The sequence below is a fragment of the Pseudoalteromonas sp. 2CM37A genome, assembly GCF_023161885.1.
Classification (GTDB): Bacteria; Pseudomonadota; Gammaproteobacteria; order Enterobacterales; family Alteromonadaceae; genus Pseudoalteromonas; species Pseudoalteromonas atlantica.
The window spans coordinates 1-24,067 of sequence record NZ_JALNTJ010000005.1; the positions used below are offsets into that span (position 1 = coordinate 1).

Annotated in this window: 18 protein-coding genes; 15 read left to right on the forward strand and 3 right to left on the reverse strand. The window is 42.3% G+C overall.

Annotation, left to right across the window (positions count from 1 at the left end; translation table 11 throughout):
- Positions 1-7: 7 nt before the first annotated feature.
- Positions 8-7,276 carry an Ig-like domain-containing protein gene (locus MTF68_RS12440; protein WP_348983626.1) on the forward strand — a complete coding sequence of 2,423 codons (7,269 nt, stop codon included), beginning with the start codon at positions 8-10 and terminating at the stop codon, positions 7,274-7,276.
- Between the two features lie 157 nt (positions 7,277-7,433).
- On the opposite strand, the gene MTF68_RS12445 is transcribed toward MTF68_RS12440, so the two are convergent.
- From MTF68_RS12445 to flgA, 3 genes are all read right to left on the reverse strand, one after another.
- Positions 7,434-7,865 carry a flagellar protein FlgN gene (locus MTF68_RS12445; protein WP_248462687.1) on the reverse strand — a complete coding sequence of 144 codons (432 nt, stop codon included), beginning with the start codon at positions 7,863-7,865 and terminating at the stop codon, positions 7,434-7,436.
- Positions 7,858-8,181 carry a flagellar biosynthesis anti-sigma factor FlgM gene (flgM, locus tag MTF68_RS12450; RefSeq protein WP_004588011.1) on the reverse strand — a complete coding sequence of 108 codons (324 nt, stop codon included), beginning with the start codon at positions 8,179-8,181 and terminating at the stop codon, positions 7,858-7,860. Before flgM ends, MTF68_RS12445 begins: the two co-directional genes overlap by 8 nt.
- 76 nt (positions 8,182-8,257) lie before the next feature.
- A complete protein-coding gene (flgA, locus tag MTF68_RS12455; RefSeq protein WP_248462688.1) occupies positions 8,258-8,965 on the reverse strand; it encodes a flagellar basal body P-ring formation chaperone FlgA in 708 nt (235 codons plus the stop codon).
- 140 nt (positions 8,966-9,105) lie between these two features.
- Here flgA and MTF68_RS12460 point away from each other — a divergent pair, with 140 nt between their 5' ends.
- From MTF68_RS12460 to MTF68_RS19710, 14 genes are all read left to right on the forward strand, one after another.
- Positions 9,106-10,038, forward strand: coding sequence for a chemotaxis protein CheV (locus MTF68_RS12460; RefSeq protein ID WP_004588013.1), 933 nt, complete (start codon positions 9,106-9,108; stop codon positions 10,036-10,038).
- 21 nt (positions 10,039-10,059) lie between these two features.
- Positions 10,060-10,890: a protein-glutamate O-methyltransferase CheR gene (locus MTF68_RS12465; RefSeq protein WP_029773928.1), complete on the forward strand. Its 831-nt coding sequence runs from the start codon at positions 10,060-10,062 to the stop codon at positions 10,888-10,890.
- 143 nt (positions 10,891-11,033) lie between these two features.
- Complete coding sequence (gene flgB / locus MTF68_RS12470; protein WP_029773927.1) at positions 11,034-11,441, forward strand: flagellar basal body rod protein FlgB; 408 nt, start codon at positions 11,034-11,036, stop codon at positions 11,439-11,441.
- Positions 11,442-11,446: 5 nt separating this feature from the next.
- Positions 11,447-11,878: a flagellar basal body rod protein FlgC gene (flgC, locus tag MTF68_RS12475; protein ID WP_248442830.1), complete on the forward strand. Its 432-nt coding sequence runs from the start codon at positions 11,447-11,449 to the stop codon at positions 11,876-11,878.
- 13 nt (positions 11,879-11,891) lie between these two features.
- The gene (locus MTF68_RS12480; protein WP_004588017.1) at positions 11,892-12,572 is read left to right on the forward strand and encodes a flagellar hook assembly protein FlgD; all 681 of its coding nucleotides are present in this window, start codon (positions 11,892-11,894) and stop codon (positions 12,570-12,572) included.
- A gap of 59 nt (positions 12,573-12,631) precedes the next feature.
- Entirely contained in the window at positions 12,632-13,996 is a 1,365-nt protein-coding gene (gene flgE / locus MTF68_RS12485; RefSeq protein ID WP_248462689.1) for a flagellar hook protein FlgE, read from the forward strand.
- Between the two features lie 177 nt (positions 13,997-14,173).
- Positions 14,174-14,917, forward strand: coding sequence for a flagellar basal body rod protein FlgF (locus MTF68_RS12490; RefSeq protein WP_004588019.1), 744 nt, complete (start codon positions 14,174-14,176; stop codon positions 14,915-14,917).
- A gap of 21 nt (positions 14,918-14,938) precedes the next feature.
- Entirely contained in the window at positions 14,939-15,727 is a 789-nt protein-coding gene (gene flgG, locus MTF68_RS12495; RefSeq protein WP_004588020.1) for a flagellar basal-body rod protein FlgG, read from the forward strand.
- Between the two features lie 20 nt (positions 15,728-15,747).
- A complete protein-coding gene (gene flgH, locus MTF68_RS12500) occupies positions 15,748-16,431 on the forward strand; it encodes a flagellar basal body L-ring protein FlgH (protein ID WP_004588021.1) in 684 nt (227 codons plus the stop codon).
- 11 nt (positions 16,432-16,442) lie between these two features.
- Positions 16,443-17,537 carry a flagellar basal body P-ring protein FlgI gene (locus MTF68_RS12505; RefSeq protein ID WP_004588022.1) on the forward strand — a complete coding sequence of 365 codons (1,095 nt, stop codon included), beginning with the start codon at positions 16,443-16,445 and terminating at the stop codon, positions 17,535-17,537.
- A gap of 135 nt (positions 17,538-17,672) precedes the next feature.
- Positions 17,673-18,689 (forward strand): flagellar assembly peptidoglycan hydrolase FlgJ, encoded by a 1,017-nt coding sequence (gene flgJ / locus MTF68_RS12510; RefSeq protein WP_248450542.1) that lies wholly within the window; start codon positions 17,673-17,675, stop codon positions 18,687-18,689.
- Position 18,690: 1 nt separating this feature from the next.
- Positions 18,691-20,742 (forward strand): flagellar hook-associated protein FlgK, encoded by a 2,052-nt coding sequence (flgK, locus tag MTF68_RS12515; protein ID WP_248462690.1) that lies wholly within the window; start codon positions 18,691-18,693, stop codon positions 20,740-20,742.
- A 2-nt stretch (positions 20,743-20,744) separates the two neighbouring features.
- Complete coding sequence (gene flgL / locus MTF68_RS12520) at positions 20,745-22,022, forward strand: flagellar hook-associated protein FlgL (protein ID WP_248462691.1); 1,278 nt, start codon at positions 20,745-20,747, stop codon at positions 22,020-22,022.
- A 275-nt stretch (positions 22,023-22,297) separates the two neighbouring features.
- Positions 22,298-23,830 (forward strand): flagellin, encoded by a 1,533-nt coding sequence (locus MTF68_RS19710; RefSeq protein ID WP_282448295.1) that lies wholly within the window; start codon positions 22,298-22,300, stop codon positions 23,828-23,830.
- Positions 23,831-24,067 lie beyond the last annotated feature (237 nt).

Genomic DNA, 24,067 nt, shown 5'->3' on the forward strand with positions numbered 1-24,067 from the left:
CATTGTAATCACCGACAGTAATGGCGATGAAACACCGCTCACCGCCACCGTGGATGTCAACGGCAACTGGCAAGCAACCAGCCCTGAATTACCTGATGGCAGCTACAGTGTACAAGCCAGCATTACGGATGCGGCGGGCAATACAGGAGGCGCTACGCAATCGGGCACCCTTGATAGCCTTGCACCGACACTGACACTCGATACTGTAGGCGCTACCAACGACAGCACGCCAACTATTAGTGGTACCACGAATGCACCAGCCGGCACGGTAATTAGCATCAGCGTCAGCGATGGCATTACCACCGAAACCTTTACAGCCACAGTCCAAGCGGGTGGCAGCTGGTCAGCCGATGTACCAAATGCTCTGGTTGATGGTGAGCTGACCATTGAAGCCAGTGTGAGCGACAACGCTGGTAACACCACTACGGTTAGTGAAACCGCCACGCTGAACACCACCGCGCCAAGCATTAGCATTAATACCTTGGTTGATACCAACGACACCACGCCAACCATTAATGGGACAAGCGATGCAGCCGATGGCACCACCATTAGCCTAACGTTTGTAGACAGTGCAGGCGCTGAAACCACCACAACCACCACAGTAACCAGTGGCGTGTGGAGCGTTGCTGCACCAACTGAACTAACTGAAGGCGAATACACGGTAACCGCCGAGGTAGACGATGGTCTGGGTAATATCGGCAGCGCGAGCGAAACCGGTGAGATTGATTTAACCCCACCTAGCCTTGTTATTACAGATAACGGCGTTAGCAACGACACAACACCGACGATCTCCGGCACAAGTGATGCGCCACAAGGCAGTGAAGTGACAATTATTGTGACAGACAATGCCGGCGCACAGCAAACCATTACCGCCACAGTGGGCGCAACTGGTACATGGTCAGTCCCTGTTACAACAGCCCTTGCTGAAGGCAACTTTACCGTAAGTGCAAGCGTAACCGATACAGCGGGTAACTCAGCGACCGCCACAGGCGTAGGGGAGGTTGATACCATTGCGCCAACGCTTGATTTAACCAGCCCAGGTTCAAGTAACGATGTTACACCGACCCTAAGCGGCACCAGTGATGCGGTTGAAGGCACCGTGATCACCTTTACGGTTATCGATGATTTAGGAGTCGAGCAAACCTTCACCACTACCGTGGATGCGAGCGGCAACTTTTCAGTGGAAGTACCGACGGCACTTGCAGAAGGGCCTTACAGCATTGAGGCCAGCATTAGCGATGATGCAGGTAACAGCACTGATATCTCTGGCAGCGGTAACATCGATACCACCGCGCCAAGTGTGAGTGTGGATGCACCAGCGCTCACCAACGACAGCTCGCCAACGGTTACGGGCACCAGTGATGCACCAAACAGCACCGTTACGATAACCTTTACCGATGCAGCCAATGCCGTACAAACTATTGATGTACAAACCGATGCCAATGGTAATTGGAGTGCCACCCCAGCGACTGATTTAGCCGAAGGGAGCTACAGTGTGAGTGCGAGCATTACTGATGCAGCAGGCAACACCGGCACAGGCAGTGATACGGGCGAAGTGGATGTAACTCCACCGACTTTAGAGATCATTCCTTCGTTTGCCCTAGGCAATTTAGTCTCTCTTTCTGGGGATTCTGATTTACCAGAAGGGTCAGTGATCACAATTACCGAGTATTTAGTCGGTGGTTTAGTGGGCGCAACGTACACTGCTACCACGAATGCTGATGGCACATGGGGACTTGCCAACATAACAGTACCTTTGCTTAGTCTTGCGTATGTTACTGCAACTGCAAGTGATGCAGCCGGTAATGTTGCGAGCGTCAACTCACTTAATTTTGATAATGAAGCACCTGCGCTTACCGTTACTGTAGATGCATTATCGAATGATGCAACGCCTGTGATCTCTGGTGTTACTGATATGGTTCAAGGAACCGAGGTAGAACTAACCGTTGTAGATAGTGCAGGTCAAAGCCAGCAGTTTACGGCCATAGTTCAAGCTAATGGAAGTTGGTCTGTTGAAGTGCCAACCGAGTTAGCACAAGGGCAGTACACTGTTACCGCAGAGGTAAGAGACGATGTTGGTAATTTAACCACTGAGCAAGCACAAGGTGAAATAGACAGCATAGCACCTACTCTTAGCGTTAATCCTATCGACACTACAGCAGATACAACGCCAACCCTATCAGGCACTAGTGATGCTATAGGTGCTGATGTAATAATTAGCATTGATGGCCAAACCTTTTTTGCGGTAGTCGATGCTGATGGAAATTGGCAGGTAGAGGTACCAACTGCACTTACCGATGGTAACTATACGGCGCAAATTAATGTTGCTGACGACGCTAATAATATCACTAACACAACAATCGACTTAACAATTGATACTCAGATACCAATAGTCGCATTGGACGACATAACCGTATTTAACACAGATACGCCAGTTATTAGTGGTACATCTGGTGAACCTACTGGCACAAATGTAGATATTGTTATTACAGATAGTAATGGTGATACGCATACGTTAGCTGCTACGGTTGATGCAAATGGTAATTGGCAAACAACAGCGCCTAATTTACCTGAAGGAAATTATAGTGTTGTTGTTAGTATTACCGACGATGCTAATAATACAGGTTCAGCGACTGGAACAGGGCTTGTTGATACTCAAGCACCAACCATTACCATTGACGCATTAGGTACAATTAATAGCAGCTCGCCTACTATTTCAGGTACATCTAATGAGGTTGAAGGTACTACAATTAATGTCACAATTACTGATGGTGATAGCACTGATACCTACACAACGACTGTGGGGGCAGGCGGGGCCTGGAGTGTTGATGTAACCACGCCATTAACTGATGGACAAGTGACAGTTTCAGCAAGCATTACTGATACTGCAGGTAACAGTAGTGAAGCAAATGCTACTGCCACGCTTAATACTAATGCACCTACCATTAATATAAACACTATTGTTGATACAAACGATCAAACACCTACGCTTTCTGGGTCGAGTAGTGCTGCAAATGGTACGCTAGTTGCGGTTACTATTACCGATGTTAATAATGTCTCGCACACGGTTACAACAACTGTAACTGATAATACATGGAGTGTAGATGCGACAAATATCCTTCCTGAGGGCACGTTTACTGTTTCAGCCAGTGTGACTGAAGGTGGCTTAACCAGCAGTGCAACAGATACAGGGCTGATAGACTTAACAGCCCCAGAATTGAATATTACACCGCTACTAACGAGTAATGATACAACGCCTACAATTTCAGGTACAAGTACAACCCCACAAGGCGCGATAGTCGCTATTTTGATTACAGATAGCTTAGGCGCAGAGCAAACAGTTAATGCCACAGTAGGTGCAAATGGCACATGGTCAGTTGCAGCTCCTTTATCGCTTAGCGAAGGCACGTATACTGTTACTGCATCAACAAGTGATACCGCGGGCAACCCTGTAAATACTAGCACTACCGGTGTGGTTGATATAACCGCACCAGTGGTTAGCATTAACGATATTGTAGGTAGTACAGATTTAACACCTAGCGTTTCTGGCAGTGTAACAGGTGCAGCCGTAGGAGATGTGGTTGCTGTGGTATTTACCGACTTCCAAGGTAATGCGCATACTGTCAATACAACGGTGCAAGCCGGTGGAACTTGGTCAGTAGAGGCAAGCAATAGTCTTTCGCAAGGGGCATATTCAGTAGAAGTATTTATTACTGATAATGCCGGAAATACAGGGAGCAATATCACTAACGCTAATATAGATACAATTGCGCCAGAAATTAGTATTGATCAAAGTTCATTAATACTTACCCAAGACAGCACGCCATTAATTAGTGGCACATCAAACGAGCCAAATACAAACGTTTTCGTTACGTTTACTGACTCAGCTGGCGCATCGCATCAAATTACCGTACAAACGGATGCTAATGGGGACTGGCAAGCCGCTGCAGACAACGTATTAGCAGAAGGTGTTTACAGTGTTTCGGCAACGATTACTGATAGCGCAGGAAATACCTCTGTTGATAGTAAAACAGGTGGCGAAGTAGATACAGTAGGGCCAGAGCTTACTATTGTGCCTTCGTTCGTATTAGGGCAGCTAGTATCTTTATCTGGTACTTCCGATTTAGGTGAAGGTAAAACAGTCACCGTTAATTTAGAATTAGCAGGTGATTTGGCTAACTTAACTTACGATGTAACCACTGATGCCAATGGTGACTGGGTGTTATTAGGCCTAGCGGTTAATATTATTGGCTTATCAGTTGTTGAAGCCTCTGCAACTGATGAAGCGGGTAACACCACCACTATTACGACGGCAGATGTAGATGCTTCAACGCCGTTACTTAATGCGGTAGTTGACTTTGTAGCTGGCGAGGGTGATTTACCAGTAATTAGCGGTACGACTGACCAAGCCCCAGGCACCGAAGTGCTAGTGAGAGTGGTAGATAGCGATAACATAGCACAAGATTTGGTTGCCATAGTGCAGGCAGATAATTCATGGCTTGTACAAGTTCCTCAATCACTTGCTGAGGGCGTGTTTACTGTAACTGTGAATGTATTAAGTGAAGTCGGGATCACAGCTACACAGCTGCTAAGCAGTGTAGTAGATACCATCTCACCAACACTTAATTTGCAAGTGATTGGTACAACGTCAGATTCTACTCCAATTATTCAAGGGACCAGTGATTTAATTAATGGAGTGGTAGAGATTCAGCTGGACGGAGGCTCAGTACTAACAACAACAGTGAATGCAGCAGGGCTATTTTCACTGGAGGTTGATGCGCTGACTGAAGGGCAGCATGTCGCCAACGTGAGTATTACTGATGATGCTGGCAATGTAGTAACACAAACGCTCGAGTTTGTTGTTGATACGTTAGTGCCTGTGGTAGATATTTTACCGTTGAGCATCAGCAATACTGACATTCTAACTATTTCTGGTACTTCTGAAGAAGCTCAAGGCACAGACATTGATGTAACTGTGATAGATAGTAACGGCAACGCAACAGTATTTGATGCCCTTGTTGGTAGCGATGGCACGTGGTCATTAGTAACCACTAGCCTACCTGATGGTATATATAGTGTATTCGCAAGTATTACTGATGCTGCGGGTAATCTAGGCCAGTCTGCTACTGAGCAAGTGACGATTGATACCATACCGCCATCGTTAGAAATAGACGCCTTTGGTGTACTTAATACATTAACGCCTACTATTACTGGCACCAGTGACGAAGAAACCGGTAGCTTAATCACTGTTAATATTACCGACTCTACAAACACACTTTATGAAGTTACTACAACAGTATTAGGAGATGGCACGTGGCTTGTTGTTGCACCTTTACTTGCTGAGGGCGATTTAACCGTCGAGGCTATTAGTATTGATAACGCAGGCAATATAGCAACGGTGACGCAAACGGGCGTTGTGAGCACCACTTTACCGAGTCTATTAATTAACCCAATAATAGATACAAGCGATACAACCCCTACTATTAGTGGTACTACCGATGTAATAAACGGTAATGTAGAAGTTGTTATTACAGATAGCAGTGGTAATGCAACAACCTATAACACTCAAGCTATTGCTGGTGTATGGACATTAATACCGAGCACTCCATTAGCTGAAGGTGCATTTACGGTTGATGCGACAGTCGAAAACTTAAACCTTACAAGCTCTACAAGTCTTAATGGCATAGTTGACTTAACTCCGCCTACAATTGAAATTAATGAACTTGCAGTTACGAATAACTCACTGCCAACCATCTCAGGTACAAGTGATGCTCCGGCAGGTACAACCATAAGCGTAGTACTTACTGATGCTAATAGTGATTCGCAAACATTAACTGCGCAAGTGGCAGGTAACGGAACTTGGTCAGTCACAGCTGTTACGCCGCTTAGTGAAGGCGGTTTTAGTGCTACTGCAACAGTGAGTGATGCTGCAGGAAACTCATCAAGCGATACCATGGTTTCAAGTACTGATTACACAGCACCTATTGTATTTATAGACCCTATTGCAGTAGGCCAAGATACCACACCGACTATTACAGGCTCGGTAACCGGAAGTTTTGCTGGAGCTGCAGTTATGGTGATGTTTACTGACGCACTAGGTGAAACACACAATGTTTCAACAACAGTAAACACAGATGGGTCGTGGAGTGTTACAGCTTCGCAGCCTCTTAGCGAAGGGAATTACAGTGTTGATGTAAGCGTACTTGATAATGCAGGTAATATTGGCGAGCAATCTATAAGCAGCATAGTTGATTCAGGCATAGTAATTAACTCTGGTTTAGAATTAACAGCCGATAGCACACCTAAGATCACCGGTACCGCAGGAGCAAATGAAGATATTACCGTAAGCTTTATAGATGAAAGCGGTACTGTTGTAACCAAGGATACAACAGCGGGTGAGACAGGTGTATGGAGCGTATCACCAGACAACGCTTTACTCGATGGGGCATACACTGTAACGGCTACCGCTACTGATGAATCTGGAAATGTTACTTCAAGTGGAAGCTTATCTGGGTTAGTGATTGACTCAACGCCGGTAGACTTCGAAGTGTCTAACTATTACTGGGGCTTACTAGGAATAGGTTTAACTGCAGAAGGCACAGTAGAAGAAGGAAATAGTGTATATGTTGTAGGAGCAAACTTACTTGGCCTTGAGGTGTTAAACCTAAACTTAAATGTGCTAGAAAGCGCTATGGAAATTCAACCTGATGAGAATGGAAATTGGAGTTCATTATTATCAGTTCTTGATTTAGGTTCTTGGTCTGATTATCGCTTTATCACAGTTGATGAAGCCGGTAATTATTTAATTAAGGATATTAATGACAATATTATTGACCAAGGAAACGACCCACAACTTGCTAGCGCAGGAAGCAGTGCAAGTGCCACCGATACAACATTTGGCTTAGAAGGAGCCGCTGAGCCGTTTAGCGAAGAAGCAGCATTAGGCGCTACTATGCCAAATGAAGCAGTAACCAGCGATGCTTTAGGAGAAACGGTTAATTTAAGTAATGTAAGTGCTTTATCGAGTACAGAGCAAACGGTGTCAATGAGCTCTACAGAGCCCCTTAATATCAATGATGTAATTATTGACGAAGACACCGAGCAACTCGTTGCTCTTAATACTTTGATTGACGATGAAGGCTCTGCAATTGCTTATAGCCCTGCACAAAGTGGCGGAAGTACCGATGAAGCTGCGCCAGCAGTTGATGTTCAAAATCAATCAGAGGAAATGATTAAACACTTAATTGAAAATGGTAATAACCAAACAGATATTTAAATCAGTAACCCACTTCAGTTAAATAACTGAAGTGGGTTTCTAAAACTCACTTAATCAAAAGTGTGGTTATTATTTTGTGCTAAGTAGTAAACCTAAAAAAGCCCTTATTGAGACTTCAATAAGGGCTTTTTTAATAAATTAGGATAGATGAAAGCAGTTAAGCTTTTAGGTTACGAACTAGCTTGCTGTCGGTATTAACCACACTACCGCCTTGGTCGTAAGTCATACTAGTTGGGGCGCCAATTAAAATATCTTTTAATTGTTTTACACTTAAGTGTGCTTGGCGGGCAGCATGTGAGTTTACTTTATTTTGTTTTTGGCACTGCGATAATTGCGCTTTAACTTGCGCTACTCGTTCAGTTACTTCAGGGGCATTTTCATCATTTGCTGCAAAAAGTTTATTCAACTCTTTATCGAGCTGCGTAAGCTTAGTTAAAAAAGACATTTTTTGTTGGGCAAGTTCTTTTAAACCTTCACCTCTGCGAGAGGCAATAATACTAAGCTCTTCGTTTAATAACGCATATAATGAATCCAAGCATTTAACTTGTTCATTTAATTTAACGCTAATTAAACTATTGTGATCAGCCATATACGTTAAACTCAAAATCAGCTAAGTTTTTAGTCAGCTTTTCAGCATCAATTTGGTATTTACCTTCGGTAATCGCTTTTTTAAGTTCAGCGACCTTTTCACTATCAAAGCCAGATGATTGCTGTGCTTTATCTTGCAGTGTTTTTAACTGCTGTGCTTGTGGCGTCAGGCTCACTGAATCGCTCGCCGCTTTAGGCGAAGGAGTCTGTGTTGTTTGTGTACTTGCAGCGTTATCTTTTTTAATATCAACTTGTTGCTGTTTAGCGTTTGTAAGCGCGTTAGCTTGTTGATTACTGCCATTAACTTGATTAACCATAATAATAAACCTGTATATTACCCAACTTATGCCAAGTTATCGGCATATACATAGGATACTTTAGTATAAATCGAAATTAAATATTTACTTGCACAGACTCTACACCATCTACGCGTGCATTCAAAATTTTACCGGATTTTTTATTCTTGATCTGTACTTGCTCACCAAGGGTGCCATCTTCAAGTGCTATCCCCGTGGTTTTTATTCTAAGTCCTTTAATACTCGCATAAATATTAACAGCGTCGCCTTTGCAAACCATACAAATTTGGTTAAGCAAAACCGGCATACCGCTTCTTATATTTCGCTTACTGCGGCTGCCAATAAGCATTAAAGGGTCATCTAAATATTGTACCCTTACAAACTGCGAAGGCTTCATTTGTACGCTTAAATGAGACTTAGTAATAACTTCACCACGGGCTAAATTTGCCGTGGCAACCACAACAGGCGCCATTTTAACGATTCTTACATGGACATATTGAGTCCAGTTTTGCGTATCGTTACATTTTATTTGAACAGTCACTTGGCGTGTAAATGGCGGCTCATTTGGCACGACTAATTCTGGCTCGTTTTCGCATACTCTATCAGGAATGCGGCTATCGAGGGCAAGCGCGGTAATCTCCACATTTTTTTCAAGTGGTACGGTAACTTGCTCTGCAATATGAGAAATTGCTATTTCTTGTAATAAATCTTTACTAAACACTTTTGCATGTAAAGGTGTTGCTAAGCAGAGGCTAGCAAGAAAATAAAAAACACTGTATCTTCTGACTTTTTTTAACAAACTCATAATGTTTCGACTATGCTTATGGTTTCAAACAGGGTATAAATATTTTGCGTCAAAAAGTAGACGCTCCCGCGATGTTATGTAGCTTTATAAACAGAAAGCAATTATCGTTCCGCATTATTTGTTTTCTTTAGGAGATTTGAATGGCAGGCATTTTAGACTCAGTAAACCAACGCACCCAGTTGGTTGGGCAGAACCGCCTAGAATTACTATTATTTAAGCTCAGAGGGCGTCAGCGTTTTGGGATCAATGTATTTAAAGTAAGAGAAGTACTGCAATGTCCTCCTTTAACGAGTATGCCTAAATCAAATGCATACATTCGGGGTGTGGCGCATATTCGTGGTCAAACTATTTCAGTTATCGACTTATCAATGGCCGTAGGCGGCCGACCTATTGAAAATGTTAAAGACAGCTTCATAATAATTGCAGAATACAATCGTTCAGTGCAGGGCTTTTTAGTTGGTGGCGTTGAGCGAATCGTTAATATGAACTGGGAAAAAATAATGCCACCTCCGTCGGGAGCAGGGCGTTACTCTTATTTAACTGCCGTTACCGAGATTGAAAACGAATTGGTCGAAATTCTCGATGTAGAAAAAATCTTAAACGAAATTTGTCCAGTAAATACCGAAGTTAGCGCCGACCTTGCCGCCGATAGTGCAATACAAAAAGACTTAGGCGAGCGCATTGTATTTATTGCCGACGATTCAGCTGTTGCACGTAACCAAGTAAAAAGAGCACTTGAGCCACTTGGCGTGCAAACTGAGCTTGCAAAAAATGGTAAAGAGGCTTTAGTTAGGCTTAAAGAAATAGCCGAGCTTGATTGTAAAAATGATATTACTGAGCGCGTAGGTTTACTTATCTCTGATGTTGAAATGCCTGAAATGGACGGCTATACATTAACAGCAGAAATTAAAGCAGATCCAAAATTAGCGCCTCTACATGTTATTTTACACACTTCTTTGAGTGGGGTGTTTAATCAGGCGATGATCGAAAAAGTAGGCGCGGATGACTTTATAGCAAAATTTAACCCTGATGAATTGGCAACAGCAGTTAAAAAATGGGTTCATTGCGACTAAACAACAATAGGTGTTATTAATTTGAATAATAAAGATTTGCAGCAAAGTGACTACGATCAGTTTCGCTCATTTTTAGAGCAGCAATGTGGTATTGTGCTAGGCGAAAACAAGCAGTATTTAGTAAAAAGTAGGCTTGCGCCGCTTATGGCTCGTTTTAATGTTGAATCTTTATCACAATTAGTGAGTAAAACGCTTGGCCCTCATGAGCGGCAACTTAGAGCCGCTGTAGTTGATGCCATGACCACTAACGAAACCTTGTGGTTTAGGGATCAATATCCATTTGAGCTTTTAAAAAACAAACTGTTTCCAGAGTTTAAAGACGCCCGCCGACCATTAAAAATTTGGTCAGCGGCCAGCTCTTCAGGCCAAGAACCATACTCTATTGCCATGTCTGTTGCTGAGTTTCAGGCCAAGCAACCGGGCGTGTTGCGTATGGGGGCTCAAATTATTGGTACTGATATTTCTAACACAATGCTCGATATGTGTAAAAACGCTGAATATGATTCGTTGGCTTTAGCGCGAGGCCTATCTGCAGAGCGCCGTAAAAAGTACTTTATGGATAGCGGCAACGGCATGGCAAAAGTTGTCGACTCAGTTAGAAAACAGGTGAGCTTTAGACATTTAAACTTGCTTGATTCTTACGCCTTAATGGGGAAGTTTGATATTATTTTTTGCCGCAATGTCCTTATATATTTTTCACCAGAGGTTAAAGCAAAAATAATTGGTCAGTTTGCCCAAGCACTAAACCCAAAAGGGTATTTATTTTTAGGTGCGTCGGAGTCGATGACGGGCTTAAGTAATGAGTTTGATATGGTTCGTTGTAACCCTGGAATCATCTACCAAAAAAAATAATCCCATCACTTTGTTATTAAAAACGACGTTCTTAGCGTCGTTTTTTTATTTAATAACAACCCTCTATAAAAAAATAACGTAACTAAAAACTACTGGCTTATAAATTGCTTTAACTTAAGCAAGTCAATTTTTTGGAGAACGTTATGGCTATCAGTTTTGATAAAGCATTAGGTGTGCACCCGCATGCAATGTTGATCCGCTCACAGCGGGCAGAAGTACTTGCCACAAATATAGCGAATGCTGATACGCCTGGCTATAAAGCAAAAGATATCGACTTTGCCTCAGCATTAAAAGCGGCAAGGTCAACTCAGCAAAGCGGCAATAGCATGGTTACTACCAATGAAAAACACATTGCTGGCGGTACTCGAAGTGTAGGTGGTTCTGAATTATTTCGTACTCCAAATCAAGGAGATACAGGCGATGGTAACTCAGTTGATATACAGGTGGAACGAAACTTGTATACACAGAATGCGATGGAGTATCAGGCAAGCCTGCAATTTTTAAGTAGTAAATTTAAGGGCCTGAATAAAGCGCTCGGTAGTCAAGGATAATAATTATGAGTTTATATAACGTTTTTGATATTTCAGGCAGTGGTATGAGTGCACAAAATGTTCGCTTAAATACCACCGCGAGTAATATTTCGAATGCTAATACAATTAGTTCATCCCAAGACAAAACTTACCGAGCACGCCAACCTGTATTTGCTGCCGAGCTGACGAAAGCGTCTGCTTCAGCCAGCAACCCTGAGGGCTCCGCTGTTGGTGTTAAAGTGCTGGGAATTGTTGAGAGTAACAAACCACTACAAATTGAATATAACCCTAATCACCCAAGTGCGGATGAAAATGGCTATATCTATAAACCCAACGTTAATGTTGTTGAGGAGATGGCAAATATGATCTCTGCTTCTCGCTCTTATCAAACAAACGTGCAAGTTGCCGATGCAGCTAAGCAAATGTTAAGCAAAACGCTGTTACTTGGGCAGCGATAACCGAGGGTAGGTTATGAGTAACGATATTAGTACTAGTTCATCTTTTTTGGACTCTATAACTTGGCAAGAGACCCAAGTAGCGACAACCACTGAAGAGAGCGATGCATTAACGCAGGAAGATTTTTTCTCGTTGCTAACTCAGCAGCTATCGTATCAAGATCCGAGTAATCCGGCTGATAACGATCAGATGATTGCGCAAATGACTAATTTTACCATGGCGCAAGGCATCACCGATTTAAACACAAATTTTGAGTCACTTGCCTCGTCAATGACCTCAAACTCTGCCTTACAAGCATCAACGCTGGTTGGTAAGCAAGCGCTTTTAGAATCTAATACGCTTGAGCTTGGCGAAAGCGGAGAGGCAAAAGGGTCTGCGGTTGCTGAAGAAGCCGTTGATAATTTAACAATTAAAGTCACAGATGCTTCTGGGCAACTGGTTAGAACTATCGATATGGGTTCGCAAGCAGCGGGTGCAGTGCGCTTTAGCTGGGATGGTAATAATGAATCCGGTGAGCGCCTACCAGAGGGCGAATACACTATTACTGCAGAGGGCAGTACCAACGGCGAGTTTTCAAGCTTACCGGTGGCAACATTCAAAAACATTGAAAGCGTTAATATCAACGGCTCTAGTGGCATTATTATTAACACTAAAGAGGGTGCGGTTAGGTTGACTGATGTCGCAGAGATCGCATAACCAATTAAAAAGTATTTCGCCTGCTAGCAGGCTATTAGATTCAAAGTTAGAGGTGAATTATGAGCTTTAATATCGCACTTACAGGCCTAGCTGCCGCTCAAAAAGACTTAGACGTAACAGCAAATAATATTGCTAATGTAAACACCACCGGTTTTAAAGAATCGCGTGCTGAATTTGCCGATGTATACGCTGCATCTGTTTTTAGTGCAGGTAAAACTAAAAACGGTGATGGTGTGCAAACAACCATGGTTGCACAGCAATTCCACCAAGGGTCACTGCAATTTACTAACAACTCGTTAGACTTAGCGATTACCGGCGAAGGGTATTTTGCAATGACCGACGACATTTCGTCGCAAGATTTAACTTACACTCGTGCAGGTGCCTTTAAGCTAAACCAAGATAACTTTATGGTTGATGCCAAAGGTAATTATTTGCAAGCTTTTCCAGTCGACGAGTCTACAGGTGATACCACATCGGTTAGTTTAAGTACTACAGACCCAATTCAAATTCCTGACTCATCAGGCTCACCTCGCGCAACCGAAAACGTATTTTTATCGTTTAACTTAGATGCAACTGCAGATCCTACAGGCCTGAGCTTTGATCCAACTTCAAGTGGTACGTATAACTCGTCAACGTCAACAACGGTATATGATTCACTAGGTGAGCCACATATTTTACAGTACTTTTTTGCTAAACAAGATCCTACAGTGGCAGGTAATTCTGAAAACAGCTGGGATGTATATGCCACACTTGATGGCAAGGTAGTAGATAGTACATCTGGTGCAGAGCAAACAACTACACCATATAGCCCTATTACCACACTTGGATTTGATTCAAGCGGTTTACCAGCAACGACAGGCGTCGATGCGAATACTACATCAACATTTAATGAAGTGACTTTAGGAGAAACCCCAGGTGGGCTATCATCTTTACTTGATAATGGGGCAACATTTCCAGATGCTGGTATAGAAGTTAACTGGCGCGATGAAAACAACACTGCAGGAAGAATACCAACGCAATATTCTAGTGGTTTTGAAGTAAAAGCACTTGATCAAGACGGTTCTACAGTGGGTCGTTTAGCGGGTATTGATATTGGCACAGACGGTAAAATTGTTGCCTCATACAGTAATGGTGATTCAACCTACTTAGGCCAAGTTGCTATGGTTCGCTTTCCAAACTCTCAAGGCCTTTCGCAAGTAGGTGATACCAGCTGGAAGCAAAGTATTGACTCTGGAGAGCCAGTGGCCGGTGAAGCAGGAACAGGGACTTTTGGTAGTATTAATTCATCCGCGCTTGAGCAATCAAATACCAACTTAACAAACGAATTAGTTGATTTGATTACCGCTCAACGTAACTACCAAGCAAACTCTCGAGCACTTGAAGTTAACTCAACAATTCAGCAAAGTATTTTGCAGATTCGATAAGTTAACCTTATTTTTGGTTAAAATTCTAAGGCTGCATTTTTGCAGTCTTTTTTTTAGCTGTGCCGCTATTCTTATTGCAACTAAGTCCTTTCAATATTCTTCATAAATTGCGTCAAATTTAATCTGGCATCTATTTTGCATTTATCAACTCAGAGATTTTTTATGTGAGTCGATGTTATGGACAAAATGGTCTACATTGCAGCCTCTGGCGCTAAGCAAAGCCTACAAGGGCTTGCACTTAAAGCCAATAATTTGGCAAACGCAAACACCACAGGCTTTAAAGCTGACTTTGCGCAAGCGCGCTCTATGCAAGCATTTGGCGAGGGCTTACCAACGCGCGTGTTTTCTATGCAAGAGCGTCCAGGTTCTAACATGACCTCTGGCGGCATAATCGAAACAGGGCGAGATTTAGATATTGCCATGAGCGATAACGCCTGGCTTGCCGTTCAAGATGACTCAGGTAACGAAGCCTATACAAAAGTAGGCACGCTAAACATTACTGCGCAAGGTATGTTGGTAACAAGTCATGGTCGTCAAGTTATTGGCGAAGGTGGCCCCGTAATTTTACCGGTTCCTATTGAAAAAATAAGTTTTAGTGAAGATGGCGCCATACAGGTTCGCCCTCAAGGGGCGCCTGCAAATTTTTTAGAAGAAGTAGACACGCTGCGCGTTGTTGAAGGAAACAGCAGAGAGCTTGAAAAAGGCAACGATGGTTTGTTTAGACCTGTACCAGGGCAAACCGTCGATACCTCTGCAAATGTAAAAGTGTTAAGTGGTGCACTGGAAATGTCTAACGTTAATCCAGTTCACGAAATGGTCGATATGATCAACCACCAACGTCAATTTGAGTTACAAGTAAAACTAATGAAAACAGCTGAAGAGATTGACGAACGTCAAGATCAGTTGATGCGCATAGTTTAACTTTAAAATGAGGGCATACTTATGAATCCTGCATTGTGGATAAGTAAAACAGGGCTAGACGCTCAACAAACTGATATTTCAGTTATTTCAAATAACTTGGCGAATGCCAGTACCGTAGGTTACAAAAAAAGCCGAGCTATTTTTGAAGATTTACTGTATCAAAACATCAACCAGCCTGGCGGGCGCTCTTCACAAGATACCGAGCTGCCATCTGGCCTAATGCTAGGTGCGGGTGCAAAAGTGGTTGCTAACCAAAAAGAGTTTACCCAAGGTAATATGCTCACCACCGAAAACTCACTCGATTGGATGATTTCAGGCGAAGGTTTTTTTGAAGTGCTGCAACCCGATGGCAATATAGCGTATTCGCGTAATGGGCAATTTACTACCGATGAAGACGGCCGCATTGTTACCTCAGGTGCAGGTTTTGTTGTTCAGCCCGAAATGAATGTACCCGATGATGCGCAATCAATTACAGTCTCTCAAGATGGTGAAGTATCTGTACGCGTTGCAGGGCAAGCCGATAACGTGGTAATTGGCCAGCTAACAATTAGTGACTTTATTAATCCATCGGGTCTTGAGCCAATTGGTCAAAACCTTTACACCGAAACCGCTGTTAGTGGGGCACCTGTTCAAGGTAATCCAGGCGTAGAAGGCTTAGGAACTATTATTCAAGGCTCGCTTGAAACATCAAACGTTAATGTAACGGAAGAATTGGTTAACCTTATCGAAACTCAACGTGTTTACGAAATGAACTCAAAAGTAATCTCGGCCGTTGACGAAATGATGAGCTACATCAATCAACAGTTATAACCGTGCACAAGGGGATAGTTATGCGTAATGTTATTTTATTTGCAGCAGGCACCTTATTTTTAAGTGGCTGTGTTTCTACGCAAAATAGTGAAGTGGTTCAAGATGACCCCTACTACGCACCCATGTACCCAGAGCCTGTAGCAGAGCCTGTTGTTGCAACGGGTTCGTTGTTTAACACCAATACATTTAATGATTTGTATTCAGACAAAAAAGCACTTAGAACCGGCGATATAATTACCGTTAAGCTTGAAGAGTCAACACAAGCTACAAAAGCCGCTAAAACCGAAACCGATAAAGAAACCGAAGCCAGCCTAGACCCCGTTATTGGGTTAGGTGGTTTACCTGTAAATATAGGTGGCGACAGTATTCAGTTTGGCATTGGTAGTGATTCATCATTTACCGGTGACTCTAAATCAAATCAGTCAAACAGCTTAGTGGGCGACATCTCGGTGAATGTTATGCGTGTTTTACCCAATGGTAACTTAGTTATTCGTGGTGAAAAATGGCTAACACTTAACACCGGCGAAGAGTTTATTAGGCTCGAAGGCCTTGTACGTCCGCAAGATGTAAGCGCCGATAACACGGTTGAGTCGAATAGAATTGCCAATGCCCGAATTCAATATTCAGGTAAAGGACAAACACAAGAAGCGCAAAGCCCAGGGTGGTTAACACGTTTCTTTAGTAGCTCGTTATTTCCGTTTTAGAGGATAGTAGTATGAATAGCATTAAAGCGTTTATTTTGATCATACTGCTAGGCTGGCAATTTTCTGCCAGCGCCGAGCGTATAAAAGATGTCTCTATGGTTGAAGGCGTACGTGCTAACCAATTGGTTGGCTATGGTTTAGTGGTGGGGCTACCTGGTACAGGGGAGCAAAACTCTTACACGCAACAAAGTTTTAGAGGCATGCTAAACAGTTTTGGTATTACGCTGCCTTCAACACAAAGCCCTAAAATTAAAAACGTAGCAGCAGTGGCAGTCCATGCTGAGCTTCCGCCTTTTAGAAAGCCGGGTCAAACAATTGATATTACGGTATCTTCTATTGGCAGTGCAGGCAGTTTACGTGGCGGCACCTTGCTCCAAACTTTCTTAAAAGGGGTGGATGGAAACGTATACGCCATAGCGCAAGGTAGCCTAATTGTGGGTGGTTTAGGAGCACAAGGGCTTGATGGCAGTAAAGTGGTCATTAATACCCCGACAGTTGGCCGCGTACCTAACGGAGCCACTGTTGAACGCGAAGTTAAAAGCCCTTTTATGCAAGGCGACTACATTACTTTTAACTTAAACCGCCCTGACTTTACAACGGCAAAACGTTTAGAAGCAACAATTAACAATTTGGTAGGCCCTAATAGTGCACAAGCTATTGACGCTGCCTCAGTACGCGTTATTGCGCCACGTGATGCATCGCAACGAGTGTCTTATTTATCAACGCTTGAAAACCTAGAGTTTAAGCCTGCTGATACCTCAGCCAAAATTATTGTTAATTCACGTACGGGAACGATTGTCATTGGCAAAAATGTGAAGCTACAGCCTGCGGCAATAACCCATGGCGGCCTAACAGTCACAATTGCTGAACAGCAAAATGTAACGCAGCCTAATCCGTTAGCAGAAGGCGAAACTGTTGTTACACAGCAAAGTATTATTGACGTTAATCAAGATGATTCTCGTGCGTTTGTTTTTAACCCCGGCGTTAGCTTAGATGACTTAGTGCGTGCTATAAATGAAGTAGGCGCAGCACCTGGAGACCTAATGGCTATTTTAGAAGCGCTTAAAGAAGCGGGTGCAATTAACGGACAGCTTGTTGTTATTTAGTTAGATTTTAGAATATTTACCCTTCCACATAAAGCTTAAGTACTCAAAAGGTACTTAAGCTTTTTACTGTTTACCTTTCTTTGGCTCAATTTTTGCATTTCTTAAAGCATTATTTATTTTTGTGTCAAAAAGCTGATGGAAACAAATCACCTCGATAAGCAAAACTTTTTTGATTTAAGTAATCTTAATACTTTACGTCAAGACGCTTTAAACAGCGGTGATGCATCTACTGATGCGTCTAAAGCGGCGCTAAAAAAAGCAGCGGCACAATTTGAAGCTATTTTTACACAAATGCTTCTAAAAGGGATGCGTAAAGCCAACGAAGCATTTGAAGATGAAGACAGCCCGTTTAACTCTAGCGGCGTAAAGTTTTTTGAAGAAATGCACGATCAGCAGCTCTCTTCTGAGCTTTCATCAAATGGGTCTTTGGGTTTGGCTGATTTAATTGTGCAGCAGCTTTCTCCAGAGGCTGAGAACTTTATGCCTGGCTCAGTATTAAGAACTACTAACGACTTTATGAGTGATAAACGCGCAGGCTCTGAACTGCCGCACGAAAAGGTGCACAGTGTAAAGCAAGCAAATAAAGATGACTTAGTAGTCAGCAGTGCGGCAACACAAACTAAAACCACAACACAGCCTACACAGCAGTCGTCATTTGATAATGCTGAAGAGTTTGTTAGTGCAGTGTGGGAGCATGCTAAAACAGCGGCCGAAAAAATTGGTTTAAACCCTGCAGTAATGGTGGCCCAAGCGGCACTTGAGACGGGTTGGGGTAAGCATATTATTAATAAAAGCGACGGGAATAGCTCAAATAACCTGTTCAATATTAAATCAGATAAAAGCTGGGAAGGCGATAAAGCAAGTAAAGTAACGCTTGAATTTGAGCAAGGTACCCCTGTTAAAAAGCAAGCAAGTTTTAGAGCTTACGATTCTATAAAAGAAAGCGTGAACGACTTTGTCGATTTTTTAACGCAAAACCCACGCTACGAAGAAGCATTACAAAAAACAGCACAGCCAAACGAATTTTTAGATTCGCTACAAAAAGCAGGCTATGCAACCGATCCTAATTACGCGAGTAAAATAAAAAAAGTGCTAAATAGCAGTGAGCTTAAAAATATTGCAACAAGCGCGTTTACCCAAGGAGTGAAGTAATATGTCGTTTAGTTTATTAAATATTGCCAGTGCTGGGGTGCGTTCAAGCTCTGAGCTGTTGCAAACGACCAGTAAAAACATCACCAATGTAAATACAGAAGGCTACGTACGTGAGCGCACTGAATTTACCACGATGGTTGATAACCAAGTAGGTCGCGGCGAAACATACAGGTTATTGAACGAGTTTGCCCAGTCGCAGTTAAACCGCGACACCTCAAATAAATCGTTTTTTGATCAATTTGTAACAGAAGCCAACCGTGTTGATACTATTTTTTCAGAAGAGTCTAATAACTTATCAACGGGTATAAATTCATTATTTAATAACGTGCAAGAGGCGCTAAACCAGCCGTCTTCAACAGTTGCTCGCTCATTAGTAATGACCGATGCGCAAAGCTTAGTTGATCAAATGGATAGGCTTTCGGGTATCGTGCTTGAGCAACAAGGTATAGTAAATGAGCAGCTTGAGATTTTTTCTGAAGAAGCCAACTCACTTATCCAAAATATAAATACGTTAAACCAAGAAATAGCAGTCGTAAATGGCACAAATAACGCCTCTGACGCAAGCTCTATTTATAACCAGCGCGACTTAGCGATTCGTGAATTATCAGAGCTTGTTGATATAGAAACACTTGATGGCCCTAATGGCGAAAAACTCGTCTTTATGGGCAGCGGTGAATCTTTAGTTATGGAAAACGGTACATTTAACTTGTTTTCACTGTCGGGCGACCCCGATCCTAATTTTAAAGAATTGACGCTTGACGTTAATGGCGGCAAAGCCGTGCCGCTAGAAATAGATGCATCTAAATTAAAAGGCAAGATTGGCGGCTTGCTCGCATTTAGAGACGACATACTTGTGCCTGCACAAAATCAAATTGGCCAAATGGGATTGGCAATTGCTGATGCGTTCAACGAGCAAAATAAATTGGGTATGGATGCTAACGGCGAGCTAGGCGGTGATATATTTAATATACCTACCGCCGGCGCTTATGCGTATCAAGCGAATACTGGTAATGCAGGTATGACTGCAACTGTAGAACCCGGTAAAGGCAGTGAGCTACCGGCCAGCGACTTTATTGTTACTTACACGGATACAAATGAAGTGAGCATTCAGCCCGTAGATAATAAAGGCGAGCCTATTGGCGATGCGGCCATAGCAATTATTCCAGCAAGTAACGTCATAGATGCTGATGATATACAATTAGCTACACCCGGTGATCCTAATGCAACGCCGCCACTACCGGCTACAGTTGAAGACTCATTTGGCTTAAAACTAGAAATTAATGGTACAGGTAATATCGGGGATAAATTTCAAATTAAACTTAACTCAGAGGCGGCAACCAGTATTTCCCTTGCGACAAGCCGCGGTGAAGACTTAGCACTGGCATCGCCTGTTCGTACAGCTAACAGCATAGATAATGTAGGTACAGCGACTATTTCAGCCGGAGAAGTAACAAGTGTTACCTCGGGTGGCTTTAACACTACCCCTGATTTAGCCAATGGCGATATCACGTTAGTTAAAACAGGCACTGCAAACGAATATCAAATTACAGATGCAAATGGCACCACGACATTTACAGTAACGCCTCCAGCAGAAGGCGTACTGGCTCAGGCTGGCGCACCTTTTAGCAACTATGGCTTTGATTTTGACATTGAAGGCACGCCAGCTACCGGAGACACTTTTACCCTTGAATTTAACGAAGGCGGCTTTGATGATAACCGTAATGGTTTAAAACTCGCTGATTTACAAAATGGTGAGTTAGTGCGTAAAAATGTAGTGACAACAGCCACTGCCGACAATCACGAAACGTTTAACCAAGCCTATTCAGGGTTAGTGAGTGATATTGGCGTAGTAACTGGCCAAGCCATTACCAGTGCCAGCGCATTTGATGCGTTAGCCCAGCAATCAGAAGCGTGGTATGAGTCGCTCTCAGGTGTAAACCTAGATGAAGAGGCTGCCAATTTACTGCGTTTTCAGCAATCATATTCAGCATCAGCTCAAGTACTAGCTGCGGCCCAAGAAGTTTTTGACACCTTATTAAGTGCGGCGAGGTAATTATGCGTTTATCAAATAACTTAATGTATCAAAACAACATTAATAAAATACTCGATAACCAACAAAGTGTTGCTAATGCACAAGAGCAAGTAACAACAGGTAAAAAATACTTAACGACCTCAGAAGCACCTGCTGCTATTTCGCAAGGGATGCTTTACTCAAATAAAATACAAACAAATGAGCAATATACTAAAAATATTGACCAATTAACTGGCCGTCTTGAAACTGAAGAAACCATTTTACAAAGTATAAATACTAATATTCAGCAAGCCCAAGAGCTGGCTATTCAAGCGGGCAATGGTGCTTATACTCAAGATGATTTAGAGTCTATCGCGGCTGAGCTGAGTGAAATACAAAAAACACTCGTCAATTTAATGAATACCCGCTCAGAAGACGGTAAATTTATTTTTTCAGGCTACCAAGACAGCACTCAACCTTACCAATTTGACTCTACTACGGGTGAATATACTTATAATGGAGATCAAGGCCAGCATGTAATAACTATTGCTGAAGGGGTAAGTATTAAATCTAGCGATAACGGTTTTGATACGTTTGAGAAAAGCGACGCACGACTTGATGTTACTGATAATCAAGCTACGGTTCCGGTAACTACGCCTACAAATAATATTACTGCAGGGACGGTTTATGTCGATGGTCAAACAGAGTTCGATAAGTTTCATCAGGCAAATTACAATGCTGATCCAGGGACTTCAGTGTCACCCACAGCAAATACTTTTAGTGTTGTAGTCAGAAACGTTGGTGCGACAACAAACGATCCAGATACATATGAAATTCTACAAGATGGTGTGCCGCTTACCCCACCTCAAACAGGGGAAGTTAATGATAATACAATTGAGTTTTCAGGAATGAAAATTCAATTTGAGGGTAGTACGCCTGGCCAACTCGATTTTACGCTTGAAAAACCGCACAAAGAAAACGTGCTTAATACATTACAATCACTTATTACAGGGTTAAATGATGGCACACTTGAAGGCGATGATTTTCAGCAAGTATTAGCCGATGGTGTAGTACAGCTTCAAAATGCCAGCGAGCAAGTTGTGTATACGCAAGCTAGCTTAGGCGGGCGGATGAATGCGGTTGATAGCGTGAGTGACTCAAATCTTGCGCAAGACATTCAAAACAAAAGCAACCTTTCTGATTTAGTAGAAGTAGATATGGCAGAAGCCATTAGTGAACTCACTAAACAAGAAACCGCACTGCAAGCGTCACAAGCTACGTTTGGCCGTTTAACAAACCTTTCTTTATTTGATTACTTATAAACAGATTATAAGCAGAAATACCTTGCCGCTTTAGTGAATACAAAGCGGCAAAAACCTCCCTCAAAAAAGCGGCAATAATTTGTCATCCCTCCAGCTAAACAGATAACTTAATTATTAATGTATAACATTTTATAAAAAAGCATTTAAAAACATTGGTTTATATTGATTTAAAAGTTGGCACAGTAAATGCTTTTCTAATAATTAGAAATTATCTAATAGTGGTTCCTGTTAAAACGTGTTGAACCACACTCTGTTTAAACCTAGGAGATGGTAAAATGGCATTAACAGTAAATACTAATGTGTCGTCACTGAACGCACAACGTAACTTAACAAAATCTGGCGAAGGCCTAGCAACGTCAATGGAGCGTTTGTCATCAGGTATGCGTATTAATAGCGCAAAAGATGATGCCGCCGGCCTACAAATTTCAAATCGCTTAACCTCACAAATAAATGGTTTAGCTGTCGCCCAGCGTAACGCCAATGACGGTATCTCAATGGCGCAAACTGCAGAAGGTGCGATGCAAGAGTCGACTAATATTTTGCAGCGTATGCGTGAGCTTGCTCTGCAATCGGCAAATGGTTCAAACTCTGCTGATGATAGAGAAGCGCTTCAAAAAGAAGTATCAGCATTACAAACAGAGTTGACACGAATTGCGGAAACTACTTCGTTTGGTGGGCAGCAGCTATTAGATGGGTCTTATGGTACAAAGGCTTTTCAAGTGGGTGCAAATGCAAATGAAACAATTAATTTATCACTTTCAAGCGTTGCTGCAGATGAAATAGGCACAAACCAAACAACATTACAATCAGCAGCGGCTAACGGTTTTGGTCAAGCTGAAGCGGGAGCTACACTCCCCACAAATGCTATTACTGCAACTGATAAGTACACTATAACAGGGCGCGATGGTAAGGATGTTGAAGTTACCCTTGATGCTAATTCAAGTGCTCGCTCTGCGGCAGAGAAGATTAATGGTTTAACAGACAGCACTGGGGTGGATGCATTGGCTAAAACACAGGCTAAAGTTGCATTTGCTGGTAGCTTATCAACAGATGATACTATGAGTTTTGACTTGAATGCTGGTGGAACATCTACAGCTGTTTCGTTTACTGCAAGCGGTACTGTCTCTGATGATTTAAGTGCTCTATCTCAAGCAATAAATAAAGATTCAGCTAAACATGGTGTTTCCGCTTCTATAGAAAATAATGAACTTATCTTATCAAACGATAAAGGTGAAGACATAACGATAGAGAATTTAGACGTTGTCGATAATGCTTCGGCGCAAGTTGCCGGCGCAGGTTTAACTTTAAATGGTTTGGATTACAAGGGGAATGCATCAAATCCAGCAGTAACGGCATCGGTGACATCGGATGGCGATAACGCAGCGCGTGTAATGGGTTCTTTACAGTTTAACTCATCAGAGTCGTTCAAAATTGAAGCAAGTGCAGCTACAATGGCCACAGCTGCTAACACTGCTTATACAAGCGAAGTTGTTAGCGTTGATACAATTGACATTAGTACGCAAACTGACTCTCAGGATGCTTTAGCAATAATTGATAATGCAATAGCTAATATTGACGCTCAACGCGCTGATTTAGGTGCGGTTCAAAATAGGTTTGGCCATACAATAAGTAACCTTGCTAATATAGCTGAAAATGTGTCGGCATCACGTAGCCGAATACAAGATACAGACTTTGCAACTGAAACAGCAGAAATGACTAAAAACCAAATATTGCAACAAGCAGGTACATCAATACTTTCTCAAGCAAACCAGATACCACAGGCTGCAATTAGTTTATTAGGTGGCTAATCATCTAGTTAACTAAAACTCTTTATTATAAACGCACTTCAATTTGAAGTGCGTTTTTGCTTTTTGAGATAGCGAAAATTAATAAATTATTATTTTTATTTAAAAACAAGTAATTATGTTTTAATTAAACAAATAAACTAATTTATTTTTAAAATACTTCTAAAGATAATTTATTCCCTGCCGTTAACTTAACCAGAACAGAGCTTGAACATACAATTGTGACAGCTCTTGGTTAAA

Bases quoted from the DNA above. Each gene is read 5' to 3' on its own strand.
- flgM (WP_004588011.1), bottom strand. From the start codon at position 8,181: ATGGTTAATCAAGTTAATGGCAGTAATCAACAAGCTAACGCGCTTACA.
- MTF68_RS12490 (WP_004588019.1), top strand. From the start codon at position 14,174: ATGGACAAAATGGTCTACATTGCAGCCTCTGGCGCTAAGCAAAGCCTA.
- MTF68_RS12460 (WP_004588013.1), top strand. From the start codon at position 9,106: ATGGCAGGCATTTTAGACTCAGTAAACCAACGCACCCAGTTGGTTGGG.
- flgB (WP_029773927.1), top strand. From the start codon at position 11,034: ATGGCTATCAGTTTTGATAAAGCATTAGGTGTGCACCCGCATGCAATG.
- flgL (WP_248462691.1), top strand. From the start codon at position 20,745: ATGCGTTTATCAAATAACTTAATGTATCAAAACAACATTAATAAAATA.
- flgE (WP_248462689.1), top strand. From the start codon at position 12,632: ATGAGCTTTAATATCGCACTTACAGGCCTAGCTGCCGCTCAAAAAGAC.
- flgH (WP_004588021.1), top strand. From the start codon at position 15,748: ATGCGTAATGTTATTTTATTTGCAGCAGGCACCTTATTTTTAAGTGGC.
- MTF68_RS19710 (WP_282448295.1), top strand. From the start codon at position 22,298: ATGGCATTAACAGTAAATACTAATGTGTCGTCACTGAACGCACAACGT.
- flgK (WP_248462690.1), top strand. From the start codon at position 18,691: ATGTCGTTTAGTTTATTAAATATTGCCAGTGCTGGGGTGCGTTCAAGC.
- flgJ (WP_248450542.1), top strand. From the start codon at position 17,673: ATGGAAACAAATCACCTCGATAAGCAAAACTTTTTTGATTTAAGTAAT.
- flgG (WP_004588020.1), top strand. From the start codon at position 14,939: ATGAATCCTGCATTGTGGATAAGTAAAACAGGGCTAGACGCTCAACAA.
- MTF68_RS12480 (WP_004588017.1), top strand. From the start codon at position 11,892: ATGAGTAACGATATTAGTACTAGTTCATCTTTTTTGGACTCTATAACT.
- MTF68_RS12445 (WP_248462687.1), bottom strand. From the start codon at position 7,865: ATGGCTGATCACAATAGTTTAATTAGCGTTAAATTAAATGAACAAGTT.
- MTF68_RS12505 (WP_004588022.1), top strand. From the start codon at position 16,443: ATGAATAGCATTAAAGCGTTTATTTTGATCATACTGCTAGGCTGGCAA.
- flgA (WP_248462688.1), bottom strand. From the start codon at position 8,965: ATGAGTTTGTTAAAAAAAGTCAGAAGATACAGTGTTTTTTATTTTCTT.
- flgC (WP_248442830.1), top strand. From the start codon at position 11,447: ATGAGTTTATATAACGTTTTTGATATTTCAGGCAGTGGTATGAGTGCA.